Below are 14,648 nucleotides of genomic sequence, written 5' to 3' on the forward strand. Positions count from 1 at the left end.
ATGAAAACGTCATTCCCGCGTAAGCGGGAATCCAGACCGGGGCCTGGTTCTGGATTCCCTCGTCCATTGGAATGACGGGTACTTAGGAGTATTTTCGAGTGAACCTGACGATAGCTGAAATTAACCTGTCTAACCTGATTCACAACCTGAACCAGGTCAGGGCAAATATTCCGTCTGGCTGTAAGATCCTTGCCGTTGTCAAGGCGAATGCCTATGGCCATGGCAGCATCGAGGTGTCACGTGAGCTTGTTAATGCCGGGGTTGATATGCTTGGAGTTGCCACACTAAATGAGGGCGTTCGTCTGAGAGAGGCAGGCATTGATAAGGATATCCTTGTGCTTGGGGTCATAAATGAAGATTGTGTGCCGGATATCATCAGGATGCGGCTGACCCCTGTTGTCTTCACACTCCAGCTCACAGAGTTATTGTCAGATGCTGCTGTCCGTGCCGGAGTTACATTGCCGGTTCATGTGAAAATTGATACTGGCATGAAGAGGATTGGTGTGGACTCTGATGATGCACTGGACTTTGTCTCAGCGATATCGAACCTGAAGGGGATCAGGATAGAGGGTGTGATGACCCATTTTGCAGAGGCAGATCTCGATGATAAGAATTTTGTAATTGAGCAGTTTGGCAGGTTTATGTCATCATGCAGGGGGATGGAACAGGCCGGGATCCGCATACCTTTGAAACATGTCGCAAACAGCGCCGCAATCATAGATATGAAGGAGACTCATCTTGATATGGTAAGGCCGGGCCTGATGCTTTACGGATATTCCCCATCGCCACGTCTTGAAAAGAAGGTTGAACTGAGACAGGTCATGGCAGTAAAAAGCAGGATTATTTATCTGAAACGTGTGCCTGCCAAAACCGGCATCAGTTATGGCAGAACCTTTACGACATCACGAGATACGGTTGTTGCCACCCTCCCTGTAGGATATGCCGACGGATATAGCCGCAGTCTTTCCAATACCGGTGAGGTTATTGTAAGGGGGGTGAGGGCCCCTGTTATTGGCAGGGTATGTATGGATATGACGATGGTGGATGTGACCGATATTCCCGGGGTGTCCGCAGGGGATGAGGTTTCGGTTATCGGAGGGAGAGACGGCAAAGGGACCACTATATCAGCCAATGAAATAGCGGGCTGGACAAATACCATTTCCTACGAGGTATTATGCAGGATAGGGGAGCGGGTGGAAAGGGTGTATGTCAGATAAACCGTCATGGTGGTTTTGCAAATTCAAATGATTACAAGATTATTGACATACTTGGGTGCGACTACACTCAGGATTAGCGAAGATATCGGCCGTGGTTTTATAATGTTCTGGCAGACAATCTTATGGTGTTTCAGGCGCCCGTATAATTTTCGCATCATCTTTCAGCAGATGGAGGCGATTGGCTTTAATTCCCTCCCTGTTGTCATAATCATGGCGTTGTTTACCGGAATGGTCCTTGCGATCCAGACATACACAGGTTTTAAGAGATTTAATGCAGAGAATTTTGTGGGTACAGTAGTGGCTCTGTCAGTTGCAAGGGAACTTGGCCCTGTGCTGACAGGGCTCATTGTCTCAGGCCGGGCCGGAGCTGCTATGGCGGCAGAGCTCGGAACGATGCGCGTTACAGAGCAGATAGACGCACTCGTTACACTGGCGACTAATCCGATAAAATATCTCGTAGTCCCGAGGTTTATTGCAGGGTTAATTGTTCTCCCCCTGCTGGTAATTATTGCCGATATTATTGCCGTAATAGGCGGTTATCTGATAGCTGTTTATGTGTTGGGCGCCAATTCTGTTATATATATACGCATGACTACGGAATATGTAGAATTAAACGATATATACGGAGGGTTGCTTAAATCGTGTGTTTTTGGTGTAATTATCTCTACTGTCAGTTGTTATAAGGGGTTTTATACGCAGGGCGGGGCAGAGGGCGTTGGCAGGGCGACTACAGGCGCTGTGGTGTTGTCCATGATGTTTGTCCTGATTGCAAATTACTTTATGGCAGCCCTGCTGTTCAGGTAGCCTTCGTCCCCATTTACAAAGGGGGAAATAAGTCCCCCCCTTTAGTAAAGGGGGGAGAGGGGGGATTTGAACGGAGATTTTCGGATGATAGATATAGCGAATTTGCATAAGTCCTTTAACTCCAAGCGTGTCCTGCGTGGTGTTGATCTCCATATTGAACGTGGGGAAACGATGGTTATTATCGGTGGCAGCGGGTCCGGAAAGAGTGTACTGATCAAACATATTATTGGTCTTCTGACGCCGGATCAGGGGAGTGTCAGAATAGACGGGATTGACATTTTCGGATTGTCTGAAGGAGAATTAAACAACACGAGGAAGAAATTCGGCATGTTGTTTCAGGGGGCGGCCCTGTTTGACTCACTTTCTGTGTGGGAGAATGTCGGTTTTGCCCTGAAACAGCACACACATTTTCCAAATGACAGGATCCGTGAAATTACAGGAAGAAAGCTTGAGATGGTAGGCCTGAAGGGGATCGGGGACCTGATGCCATCTGAACTATCCGGTGGGATGAGAAAGAGGGTAGGGCTTGCAAGGGCTATAGCAATGGAACCTGAGATACTTTTATATGACGAGCCCACAACAGGGCTTGACCCTATTATGGCTGATGCCATAAATGACCTTATTATTGATATGAAGAACAAGATTAATGTAACCAGTGTGGCAATCACGCATGATATGACCAGCGCCTACAAGATAGGCGACAGGATAGCCATGCTTTATGAGGGAAGAATACATGGAGTCGGCACTCCTGAGGATATGAAGAAATCTGATGACCCTGTAATCAGGCAGTTCATCACAGGGAGCTCTGTTGGACCTATAAGGGCCGTATAAGAGGGGGAGGGTGAGGGTGCAGTCGTTCACGACTGAAGTAAAGGTTGGCATTTTTGTGGTTATCGCGATTGTCTTTCTTGGCTACATGACTGTCAGGATAGGAGACCTTACCTTTGGTCGTGATAAAGGCTATCTTGTCTATGGTGTGTTTGATTCTGTGGCCGGCCTTGACGTCAAGGCCCCTGTAAAGATGGCTGGTGTTGCAATAGGCAGTGTTGAGACTATAGGGCTTGACGACAGCAGGGCCAGGGTTGGCATGAGGATTGAACCAGGGGTTAAGATTAAGAAGGGGGCAGTTGCAGCGATGAAGACTGAGAGCCTCCTTGGAGAGAGGTATGTCGAATTGATTCAGGGAGACCAGAAAGTCACGTTAAATGACGGAGATGTTATTTACAAGTCTGTCAGCGTGGCTGATATTGACAGCCTGATTACACGCATAGACAGTGTTGCCCAGGACATCAAATCAATCAGCAGTTTCTTTAGCGAGACACTTGGCGCTCCCGAGACAAAAAAGTCTATTAATGAAATTATTGTGAATATGAGAAATCTGACTGCAAGTCTTTCCAATATTGCAAAGCGTGACAGTGGATCTATCGAAAAGGTTATAAGTGACCTGAACGAGCTTATTGCTGTAGTAAAGGAAATGGCAGTGGAGAACAGGGAACCCCTTAGAAATGCCATAGCAAATCTCGATGGCATATCAAGGGATATGAGTGACATCGCAAAGGATAACAAGGCTCCGCTAAGGGACACCATTGCCAATCTGCATCAGGTCTCGGAAGACCTCAGGGTGCGCGCGCCAGGGATAATAGAAAGGGTAGACAAACTTGTTGAAAGGGTGGAGAAGGGTGAGGGCACGGTAGGAAAGCTGATGAAAGAGGACGGCCTGTATAATAAGCTTGATTCGGCATTAACCGGAGTTGAGAAGTATATATCCGCCACTGACAGATTCAGGCTCAATCTTGGATTCAGGGGAGAGTACCTCTTTGATGAAGGTGATACCAAGGGTTATTTTTCCCTGAAATTACAGCCTCGGGATGACAAGTATTATCTGTTTGAGGTGATAGATGACCCGAATGGCCGGATTAAAGTTACTGATACAGAAGTTACCACCACACCCGGGACTACTGTGAAAACCCATGAGATCAGAAAGGATGATAAATTAAAGTTCAGCGCCCAGTTTGCCAGAAGATTCGGTGATGTAACCTTCCGCGGCGGGCTGATGGAAGATACGTTTGGAGTTGGGGCAGATTATCACGTCATCAATGATAAGGTAAAGGCATCATTTGATGCATGGAATTTTGATGGCAATGTTGATGCAGAGAATCCGCATGTCAAATTGACGGCAAGTTACACTGTATTTAAAACGCTCTTTATAAATGCCGGTGTTGATGATGCTGCAAACAAGAAGTCATCGAGCACGTTTACAGGAGTCGGTCTGACGTTTGACGATGAAGACCTGAAATACATCATGACACGCCTGCCTGTTTCAATGCCGTAATTTACTCCTCCTCCATTAGTCTTGCCAGTACGGAGTAGTCCTCGAGTGTTGTTGTATCACCGACTTTTTCCTTACCATAGGCGATATCCCGCAGAAGCCTTCTCATAATCTTGCCGCTTCGCGTCTTTGGCAGGGCATCACTAAAGCGAATGTCATCAGGTTTTGCGATGGGGCCTATCTCCTTTGCCACATGCTCGCGCAATTCCTTTTTAAGATCATCTGACGGCATAAAGCCCATATCAAGGGTTACGAATGCCGATATCCCCTGTCCCTTCAGTTCATCAGGCCTTCCGACTACAGCAGCCTCCGCAACCTTTGGGTGGCTTACCAGGGCGCTCTCGATCTCCATTGTGCTCAGTCTGTGTCCTGCTACATTGATTACGTCATCAACCCTTCCCATTACCCAGAAGTATCCATCCTCGTCACATCGTGCTCCGTCGCCTGTAAAATAGACGCCGTCAATCTCCTGCCAGTACTGCTTTTTGTATCTCTCAGGATCACCGTAAATAGTCCTTAGCATCGCAGGCCAGGGCTTCTTAATCACAAGGAATCCGCCCTGATTCGCTGCAACAGATTTCCCGTCTCTTGAGACGACGTCTGCAGCAATTCCAGGGAGCGGTTTTGTGGCTGAACCCGGTTTGGTTGGGGTTGCGCCAGGGAGCGGGGAAATCAGTATTGCTCCTGTCTCAGTCTGCCACCATGTGTCAACGATTGGGCACTTCTCCTTACCTATAAACTTGTGATACCAGATCCATGCCTCAGGGTTGATAGGCTCGCCAACAGTGCCGAGAAGGCGAAGGCTGCCAAGGTCATTCTGCTGAGGCCACTTGTCGCCATACTTTATGAGTGTCCTTATGGCTGTTGGCGCGGTATAAAATATATTTACCCTGTATTTATCTATGATCTTCCAGAATCTGTCGGGCTGTGGGTGCAGAGGCGCACCTTCATACATAAGACTGGTAGCGCCGTTTGAAAGGGGGCCGTATATGATGTAACTGTGGCCTGTAACCCAGCCTATGTCCGCGGTGCACCAGTATGTATCCTCGTCTTTCAGGTCAAAGACCCATTTTGTCGTAATGTGAACACCCAGCAGGTATCCGCCGGTCGTGTGCACTACCCCCTTTGGTTTTCCAGTTGTCCCGCTCGTATAGAGAATAAAGAGCGGATGTTCGGAGTCCAACGGTTCTGCCTCGCATTTGTCTGATGCATCCTTCATCAGGTCATTCCACCACAGGTCGCGTCCGGCAGTCATCTCTATATCCTGTCCTGTGCGTCTGCAGACTATTACCCTTTCAACAGACGGCGCATATTTTACAGATTCGTCTACCTTTTCCTTGAGGGTCACGACTTCCCCACGTCTGTAGCCGCCGTCAGCAGTGATTATGAGCTTTGCCTGGGCGTCGTTTACACGGTCTTTCAGCGCCTCACTGCTGAAGCCGCCAAAGACAACGCTGTGGATGGCCCCTATCCTTGCGCATGCGAGCATGGCAATGGGGAGCTCCGGTATCATAGGCATGTATATGGCGACCCTGTCTCCCTTGTTTATGCCAAGCGACTTTAATACATTCGCAAATTTGGACACCTCCCGGTGCAGTTCCTGATACGTCAGGGTCCTCGAATCACCTGGTTCGCCTTCCCATATTATGGCCGCCTTATTCTTCCGCCATGTGGTCAGGTGCCTGTCAAGGCAGTTATATGAGAGGTTGATTTCACCCCCCACAAACCACTTCGCAAACGGAGGGTTCCACTCAAGAACCTTATCCCACTTCTTAAACCAGTGCAATTCGGCTGAAAGTCTCCCCCAGAATGCATCATGGTTATCCTCAGCCTCTTTCCTCAGCCGCTCATAATCCTCCATGTTTTTTATGAGTGAATTTTCGCTGAATTTTCTGTCTGGCGGAAAAATCCTTTTTTCCCTGAGAATTGACTCAATATCTGCTCCTGGCATGAGGCACCTCCATATTGAAATGATAGCTGATTTTATTATACAGGTGTGCAACCTGTCAATTGAAATGAACTAATCATGAGGAGGCGCTTGCAAAGGATGATTAAAATCCCCCTCAGTCCCCCTTTACAAAGGGGGAAATTAATTCCCCCCTTTACTAAAGGGGGGATGGGGGGATTTGATTGGGGATTTTCAGATGAACCGTCATGAGCCTCAGGCTCACCAAGGTTTACGAACACGTCATTCCCGCGTAAGCGGGAATCCAGACCGATGGCTTGATTCTGGATTCCCACCCCCCGTTTAAATCCTGCGGGGACAGGTTCCGTGGGAATGACGGGTGAATAGGAGCATTTTCAGGTGAACCGTCATAAGCCTCAGGCTCACCAAGGTTTATGAAAACGTCATTCCCGCGTAAGCGGGAATCCAGACCGCGGCCTGGTTCTGGATTCCTACTCCCCGCTTAAATCCTGCGGGGACAGGTTCCGTGGGAATGACGGGTACTTAGGAGTATTTTCGAGTGAACCAGTTGTGGATTTTGTAATCTCGAATATGATAAGCTGAACCGCATGACAAGCTGGCTTCTGTCAATACTGATTGCCCTGACGCTTTTCTCACCTGTGTTTGCCGGGGGTGCTCAGCAGCCAAACATGTCTGGCAGGGTGGACGGCAATGGGATTGTTGTCCTCGAAGATAAAAAGTACGTTGACACCCTTCTTGAACAGATAAGAAAGTCGCAATCCAAAATACTCATCAGTATGTACATTTTCAAGACAACGGGAAATAAGACAAGCGCAGCAAATAAGGTGAAAGATGCGCTGATAAAGGCCGCAAAGAGGGGAGTAATAGTTAAAGTAGTACTTGAAGTGGAGGGCGGAACTGGCTCAACTTTGAATGAAGAAAACCGTATTACAGCGAAGAAACTAAAAAATGGCGGAGTAAAGGTCTACTTTGATTCACCCCGGAGGCGTACCCATGTCAAGGCTATTGTAATAGATGACAGGTATACATTTATAGGAAGTCACAACCTTACGGCAAGCGCCCTGCAGTATAACAAGGAACTTTCTATTATGATTGATTCAGTTGAAGTGGCGGGTGAGACTGCAGGGTATATTGAAGAAATGCTGGATAGAAACAGACACTAAAATCCCCTTGACAGAAGTTGATGTTATAGGATAGCTTAAATTGTACACGGAGGTTATTGTGTCACGGGAAATGCTTGATAAGATATTAAATGCGGTCGTTGATCTTAAGATCAACATGGAGACAAAGTTTGAGCATATGGAAGTAAGATTTCGTGGAGTTGACCGCAGGCTGGACATGGTTGGTGAGAGACTCACAAGTGTAGAAACGAGACTCGGCAGTGTAGAACGAAGACTTGACAGAGTAGAGGGTGAGTTGGGTCATATCAGGACAGCGGTGCTTAAGACCGGCAGGACAGTCAAGGGACATGAAGAAAGGATTGTTGCCATGGAGGGGAGGGGCTGATGAAAAGGATAGTTATATTGACTGTATTTTCAATACTTGGTTTATTTTTGTTTGGTTTTTCTGTTTCAGGCGCTTATGCCGGAGGCAATGATATACAACTGCAGGCAATGGCTCAAAGTGAATTTAAGGATCTTAGTACAGAGGTTGGTCTATTGATAAGCTATGTACCGCTTGCCCCAGCTGAACCGCTTGGAGTGCTGGGTTTTGATATTGGCATTGAAATGACAGGAGCAAAGATAAGCGCAGGTTCTTCCTTCTGGAAGGCTGCTGTTTCTGACGGCAACCCACCTGACTATATCGTTTTGCCAAGGCTTCATGTCCAGAAAGGGCTTCCGTTTGGGATTGATGTCGGAGCAGTCTATTCAACTGTCCCCGGATCAAATATTTCGCTGTATGGCGGAGAGCTTAAATGGGCTGTCATGAAAGGGAGCATAGTGTCACCTGCTGTTGCAGTCAGGGGTACTTATACGGCCCTCAGCGGAGTTCATGACCTGGATGCATCTACCTATGGCCTTGATGCATCGGTAAGCAAGGGGTTTGGTCCGTTTACCCCATATGGTGGAATAGGTCAGGTTTGGATAAATACTGCTGAGAACGCAGGTCTCGGTCTTGATGACGTCAGTACAAGCGCAACCAAGGTGTTTGCAGGCGCAAAGTTCAAGATACTTGTCCTCAGCATCGCCCTGCAGGCAGACTTCTCAGATGTGAATATGTACAGCGCCAGGGCAAATTTCAGCTTTTAACACATTGCTGAAAGACGCATAAAAAGACACATCTGGAAAGTTGGACTTGTTTCAGCGTCGCATAGAATGTTTGACCGCCGTAACTACGGGCTGCCAAATACTATCTGAAGCCAAATCTCATTATTCTGAAAATCCCTGTCAGATGAGAAGTCAAGGTTTTCTGCTTCCTGAAACGTATATGTTGCAGTTAACTCTGTGCTTTGCCTCAGTGTCAGGTTAATCCCTGCGGAGTAGTTACGGAGTTCACTCTTAACGGGGTTGAATAATCCAATACGGTTTCGTTCAAAGCTTAAATTGCCTTTAACATATTCTGAAAAATAATTCTCCCACTGTATGAAAAAGTCATCAGCATCCGGGCCCATGCCATGACCCATTATCCTTCCACGGTAAGTATAACCGTCAGTATAGATATGATGTGTATACCAGACACCCTGTCTCTTCCTGGGCCAGCCTGTGGTACTGGCATATTCAGCGCGCAGAGAATTACCCGTCAGACCGGCTATGTCAGGCAAATGAAAACCTGCAAGGTATGCATATCTCGAAGGGAACAGGCCGGCCTCATCTTCTCCATATAGTTCTGCATAGATTTTAAAATGCTGTTGCCTTAAATGACCTGTGAAATTTGTATCGAACCCCCCAATCTGATTTCCTGCCTCGGACGGGGTGTTCTCCCCCGAACCGGTAAACGATTTTGCAAATGTTTTCAGGTTAACAGGTCTGTCCCCGCCACCCAACATTGCTGTCCTTGCAATGCCGATTTCCCACGAAGGAACCGGCTTGAACCCGATACGCAGTCCCCAGAATAAAGGGCGCGGCAATTCGCGGTCAGCATCCAGTTTTGTGATAAAGAAGTCATAAGTTAAAATCAATTGCCGATTAAAAGGCAGTGACAGGATAAACGGGTCCTCTTTATAGAGCCGTAGCATTGTCAGGGGCTCAATATTGTCAGTCAGCAGTAGCGTCCCGTTATAACCCTGTCCCCACCATAACGGCACATTTCCGAACATGATATCCGAATATTCAGTATGGAATTTAAGGTAGCCCTGTCTTAGTCTGAGGCGACGTAACTCATCTGTTCCAGTAATATCCCACCGGGCATATTGAAATTCAGGTTCCAGGTATAAAAGGGCTGCATCCCTGTAGCGCCCCAGCAGAGAAATCCCACCATAGATATTCAGCCCCTCCTTATAAACTCTGCCAAGTTGATATTTGATACTCTGCAGTTCATTCAGCCCACCGTTAGTAAATGTGCCGTCGAGATTTACTGCCTGAATATTCACCTGTTTTAATTCAACCAGAGGTGGGGTTGTCCCCTGTATCATTCCGATCTCTTCTTTTAATCCCCTTTCAATACGTTTAAGGAGAAGACGTGCCAGCGGCGGCAAATCATTGTTCCCTCCATCAGGACCCGTTTCTTTTATAATGTTAATAACTGCCTTTGCCGCTGCCAGCCTCAAAAAGGGACGTGAACCGGCGATTACTTCATTCAGGTACCCCATGCCCTGAAGTGCCTGAATATCATCATCAAGCCTGCTGTGAAGGGGGACGTGATACGAAACGACCGCATAAGCACCGGCTGCAGACATAACAATTAAGAAAAATGAAATCAATAAAGTTTTATAAACCGGCATTTCAAATATGATAATTGCTGGAATCTTCTGCTATGTCCAGTAATTATTTTTCTTACATCAGGAATCGGCTGCAAGAGAATATTTGAGACGGTGAGCGTTTTCCCTGCTTATTGTATTTCGAATACTGCGAGTATTTCATTACGGGCTCGAACATCTCCAAGGTAGTGTAAATAGTCTTCCTGGATTGTTTCTGAAACCTTCTTTTTCATTAAGACAGCCGCACCTTTAGCTTCACTGACCTGATCAAGTGAGGCTATAAGACGCATCCTCCTGTCAAGATAATAGGCAAGATGGGGATTGTCAACACCGTAGTCGTGCAGCATGATTTCCTGAGGTACGATCTTGTTTATCACCTTTGCGGTAGTTCTGTAGTGACTCATGTGTTCAGAATGGTAAGGGAAGTAGACAGATGCCCATGACAGTTTGCCCGCCAGAATGACTATGAACAGAATGGCAAGCCGCGACCTGATATTGCCTTTAAACAACAGCAGTAAGAGTGAAGCAGAGAATGTGATGAAGAGCATAATTATGGAGGACAAGTTTCCCTGCAGATTGAAACGTTTACCCCATAAGGGGGAGGAGATTGCAAGCAGGATCATTATGACGCTTATTAATTGCAGATATCTTTGAACCATGTTAAGGGGGACATAAGGGATGCCCGCAGTAGACAGGGTAGAGTTTTCCGATGATAGCAAACTATAAAGCGGCATTGTTATCAATATCGTAAGAGGCCCTGCAAGTGGCAGTACGTACCTCAGCCATGTCCCCGGCATTATCCAGTAAAATGGTATGGAGAAGATCAGAAAAAAGAGGCAGTAGGCAGTCAAATTATTCATGAGAGGTGTTTCTTTGTAAGAGGGCTTATACCGCCATAGCAGGAGCAAAGGCATCCAGGGTGAGTATGAAATGATATATTGCACCGGGAATTCAAAAAGATGCTTGAGAAAGCTTCCTTCTCCCACAGGTTCCTTACGGACTGTAATTTCACGCAGGGATGTCTCTATCAGATTGTCAAATCCGGTAATGTTCAGCAGAGGAACCAACCACATCAGGACAACGGCCAGGAACACAGATATTCCGGCAAGGTGACCAATGGAAAAAAGTTTTTTCCACTCCTTTTTGTATAGCATGTATGGAATTACGCCGGTATAGAAGAAGGCGGGCGCCTGAACACCCTTTGTAAGCGCCCCGAGACCTGCAAAGAATAGTGATATGGTCCATGCGGCAAACCCATTTTTTTTGTATTCATAAAAATAGAAAAAGGAGATAAAAGTGAGTGTGACGAACAGGGTGAAGGTCATATCAATCTCTGCCTTGATTGCCTTGCCCAGCACCTCGGGGTAAGTAAGAAAGATCATCCCCGGCAGGATGAACCAGACATTTCTGATGCCGCACAGCTTGCGCCAGAAAAGGCTTATAGCAATTGCACACAGGGATGTTGTGATGACAGATGACAGCCGCGCTGTCGCCTCGGATATGCTGCCTGTCAGCCTGAAGATACAGGCAAGCGCCCAATTGTATAACGGAGGTTTCCTTAAATAGACGGTTTCCTCAACTTTTGGGACGATCCAGTCGCCGCTCCTAAGCATATCCAGTGCAATAATTACACGCCGTCCCTCTTCACCCTGGAATTCCCGGAGATGAATGTAGGGAAGGTTGAGGAGGAGAGAGAATATCAGCAGAATAACAATGCCATGTATGACCTGAGAGACTTTCACAATTGCTTACCCAGGACATTTCTGTTATGAGTCAGGAGGATCATTTAAGAAAATATCCAAGTTTTTTAGTAACCTCTGCGAGTTGTCCCATCTTTGTCTTCAAAATGGCCTTTGAATCATCTGCAAGCCCGTAATTGTGGGTATAAACCTCCGCCATGCCTGCATTGTATGACTCAGTCGAGAGGACAACCGCTGAATTTTTATCAACCATTGCGAAGGTGTCCCACCCGCTGACAACTACATATGGATGTTCATTCTCTTCAAAAAGAGACATACCCTGAGAATATAGGGATGGGTCAGTACTGATGCCTGTCAGCGACAGCATTGTCGGCGCCAGATCAAGGTGGCTCGTAAGTCGGTCAACTGTGTGAGGCCTTATTCCAGGCACATAAAGTATCAGCGGTACCTGCGCCTGCCATGAAGAGAACGTAGTGTTGTGTCCATAATACCCCGTCTCAAAAAATTCTTCACCGTGATCCCCGGTAATCAGGATGATGGTATTATCCATCAGTCCTGCTTCTTCAATATCCCTGATAATACGGTCTACAACAGAATCGTCGAAGAAAATGGCATTCCTGTAGCGGTTGAAGAGGGGATGGTTCCAGTTGACCTCTGACCCGCTCTTCTTCATCTGGAAATAATTTACCTCTTCAACAACTGGTTTGTACTTTTCGAAGTCCTTTGGGAAGCGGTACGGCGCATGGGGTGCGTCCAGAAACATGAAGGAAAAGAACGGCCTGCTCTTGTCTCTTTCAATGAGATAATTTCTGAATAGTTCTTCCATTTTAGTATCCCGCTCATTGCCTGCCTCGCCTGGGATGTGGTCTTCAATTGACGGTTCCGGCACTTTGACAAAAGCAGTGCTTCGCATCTCAGGATAAGTGAGCCTTGTGCTTGACAATATCCTGAAATCATATCCCAGTTTCATCAGCGTATCCATAAAGACAGGTGAGCGGCGCTCGGCAAGGAACTGGTGCCAGTAGGTGCCGTAGATGCCGTAGAACATGGGAAATATCCCGAAGCGGGTGGCGTTTCCGCCGCTGTAATGATTATTAAATACCACGGCACGCCTGCTGAAATCATAAATGTGAGGCGTGACGTCCCTGTTCATCATGTCAAACCTCCAGGACTCGATGGTAATCCAGACAATATTCCATTTCTTAATATTACCGCTGATATCCGGTTCTTCGATAGGGTAGTTGAGCATTGTGCCGGTTTGCCAGGTCATTGGGGCAGGCGACAGGTTTTTCTTCCATCCAAGGTATTTCTCGAATGTCTCATCCATAAAAAGGGGCTGATACAACGGGAATAATTTCTGATAGCGTGTGATGTGAGTCAACTCATGAAAATTGGCATAGGCAAAGATGAGTTTGTCAGACAGAATTGTGACAGATAGAAACAAAGGGAGGATGAAAGCCGCAATTTTGTAGAGGCTGTACCGGATGACCTTCTCCGGCCGCCTGGATGTGTACCGTGCTATTCCCCACATGGAGCCCCATTCTATGACTATCAGGATAACAAGAAATATTATGAATGTGAAAACAGTGCTTCTTCCAATCTGTACGGAATCTCCGGCTCCCTCTGTGACAAGGGTATTGATAACAAGTCCGTTGATGTGAAAGCGGAAGATCTTATATATCTGAACATCTATGAGTAGTAAGACCTGGAATACAAATAATACGAGAGGGGGGAGGACAAAGAGCTGGACCGTAGACTTGATAAGGCGTGTCACAATATAAAGCAGAAACCAGAATATAATCATGAAAATGGCAAACGTGGACAGAAAGGCCACCCGTGTGTATGCCCATGCCAGCAGGTCTTCAGTAGTCGGGCCGTATGAGAGATAGGGATATGCAATAATAAGAGAAAGAATGTAATTGGACAGCAGGAAATAAAATAATATCCTGAGGTGTTTCTGTGTGCGGAACTCATGCATGTTTTATGCTTCCTTTTCTATTTAATAGAATTACCATTTCAGCTACTATCTTTCTGTAATAAATCTGTAAAATTTATTTCTTACCCTCAACCAGTATAGTCTTGGCAAAGTCTATGTCAAAAAACTTGTGCAATGGCAGCCCCACGGAGAACCGCAGTAACTTCCTAAGGAAGCTGTCGTTATACATCCTGAAGACTTGTATATCCCTGAAACCAGCCATCATCATGAGTGCCCCAAGCTCGTCGTAGCGAAGAGGGGTCTTGTGTGTTGAGTCCCAATAACGATGAGGATGAAACAGGTTGGGCGTACCGGCAAGAATTATTCCGCCTTCTTCCAGGACTTGATGGCTTTTTTTAAATAGCGCAAGATCCTCTTCCAGCGTAAGATGCTCTACAACCTCGAAAAGGTATATGAAGTTATAACTGCCGGTTATCTCTTGCAATGAATAGAAGTCCTGCCTGGTCCGGTGGTCTACGTCCATACTGCTGTACTTAACCCCTGGGAAAGCCTTTCTTATCATCGGGAGAAGCTTCCTGTCGGATGCTCCGATCTCAAGTACCCGTGAGCTGTTGTTTATGTGAATGCACAACCTTGAGAACTCTTTTTTTACGATTCCGATATCCCATATTGTTTTGTAACGTCTCTTTATTTCCAGACGATACTTGTAATACTCACTCCAACTATCTGTAAAACCCATGATCATGCCTCCTCAAATATTCATTCCTCCTTTAACAGGCCGCTCTTTTATAACCCTGGCAGGCAAACCAGCTACTACAGTGTACGGTGGAACGTCCCTGGTTATAATACTGCCGGCTGCCACGACCGCTCCGTCGCCTA

12 protein-coding genes are annotated in these 14,648 nt (G+C 46.7%); 7 read left to right on the forward strand and 5 right to left on the reverse strand.

What is annotated here, in order from left to right; translation table 11 throughout:
• Nucleotides 1-98 precede the first annotated feature (98 nt).
• From alr to IT393_00890, 4 genes are all read left to right on the forward strand, one after another.
• On the forward strand, nt 99-1,217 hold the full coding sequence (gene alr, locus IT393_00875) for an alanine racemase (GenBank protein MCC7201212.1): 1,119 nt from the start codon (nt 99-101) through the stop codon (nt 1,215-1,217).
• 27 nt (nt 1,218-1,244) lie between these two features.
• Nucleotides 1,245-2,021, forward strand: a complete 777-nt coding sequence (locus IT393_00880) for an ABC transporter permease (protein MCC7201213.1) — start codon at nt 1,245-1,247, stop codon at nt 2,019-2,021.
• A gap of 84 nt (nt 2,022-2,105) precedes the next feature.
• Nucleotides 2,106-2,852, forward strand: coding sequence for an ABC transporter ATP-binding protein (locus tag IT393_00885; protein MCC7201214.1), 747 nt, complete (start codon nt 2,106-2,108; stop codon nt 2,850-2,852).
• A gap of 16 nt (nt 2,853-2,868) precedes the next feature.
• A complete protein-coding gene (locus tag IT393_00890) occupies nt 2,869-4,353 on the forward strand; it encodes an MCE family protein (protein ID MCC7201215.1) in 1,485 nt (494 codons plus the stop codon).
• Nucleotide 4,354: 1 nt separating this feature from the next.
• Here IT393_00890 and acs read toward each other — a convergent pair whose 3' ends face one another.
• On the reverse strand, nt 4,355-6,301 hold the full coding sequence (gene acs / locus IT393_00895) for an acetate--CoA ligase (protein ID MCC7201216.1): 1,947 nt from the start codon (nt 6,299-6,301) through the stop codon (nt 4,355-4,357).
• A 563-nt stretch (nt 6,302-6,864) separates the two neighbouring features.
• Here acs and IT393_00900 point away from each other — a divergent pair.
• The 3 genes from IT393_00900 to IT393_00910 are packed head-to-tail and all read left to right on the forward strand — an operon-like array spanning nt 6,865 to nt 8,526.
• Complete coding sequence (locus IT393_00900) at nt 6,865-7,440, forward strand: phospholipase (protein MCC7201217.1); 576 nt, start codon at nt 6,865-6,867, stop codon at nt 7,438-7,440.
• A gap of 58 nt (nt 7,441-7,498) precedes the next feature.
• A complete protein-coding gene (locus tag IT393_00905; GenBank protein ID MCC7201218.1) occupies nt 7,499-7,783 on the forward strand; it encodes a hypothetical protein in 285 nt (94 codons plus the stop codon).
• Nucleotides 7,783-8,526 carry a hypothetical protein gene (locus IT393_00910; GenBank protein MCC7201219.1) on the forward strand — a complete coding sequence of 248 codons (744 nt, stop codon included), beginning with the start codon at nt 7,783-7,785 and terminating at the stop codon, nt 8,524-8,526. The genes IT393_00905 and IT393_00910 overlap by 1 nt, the downstream gene beginning before the upstream one ends.
• Nucleotides 8,527-8,609: 83 nt before the next feature.
• Here the strand turns inward: IT393_00910 and IT393_00915 are convergent, their stop codons facing one another.
• The 4 genes from IT393_00915 to IT393_00930 form a co-directional block, all read right to left on the reverse strand.
• The gene (locus IT393_00915) at nt 8,610-10,157 is read right to left on the reverse strand and encodes a hypothetical protein (GenBank protein ID MCC7201220.1); all 1,548 of its coding nucleotides are present in this window, start codon (nt 10,155-10,157) and stop codon (nt 8,610-8,612) included.
• A gap of 107 nt (nt 10,158-10,264) precedes the next feature.
• Nucleotides 10,265-11,875 (reverse strand): glycosyltransferase family 39 protein, encoded by a 1,611-nt coding sequence (locus tag IT393_00920; GenBank protein ID MCC7201221.1) that lies wholly within the window; start codon nt 11,873-11,875, stop codon nt 10,265-10,267.
• A 40-nt stretch (nt 11,876-11,915) separates the two neighbouring features.
• Nucleotides 11,916-13,811, reverse strand: a complete 1,896-nt coding sequence (locus IT393_00925; GenBank protein ID MCC7201222.1) for a sulfatase-like hydrolase/transferase — start codon at nt 13,809-13,811, stop codon at nt 11,916-11,918.
• A 73-nt stretch (nt 13,812-13,884) separates the two neighbouring features.
• A complete protein-coding gene (locus tag IT393_00930) occupies nt 13,885-14,508 on the reverse strand; it encodes a methyltransferase domain-containing protein (protein MCC7201223.1) in 624 nt (207 codons plus the stop codon).
• Nucleotides 14,509-14,648 lie beyond the last annotated feature (140 nt).

It is taken from the genome of Nitrospirota bacterium, from assembly GCA_020851375.1.
In the GTDB taxonomy this organism is placed as follows: domain Bacteria; phylum Nitrospirota; class 9FT-COMBO-42-15; order HDB-SIOI813; family HDB-SIOI813; genus RBG-16-43-11.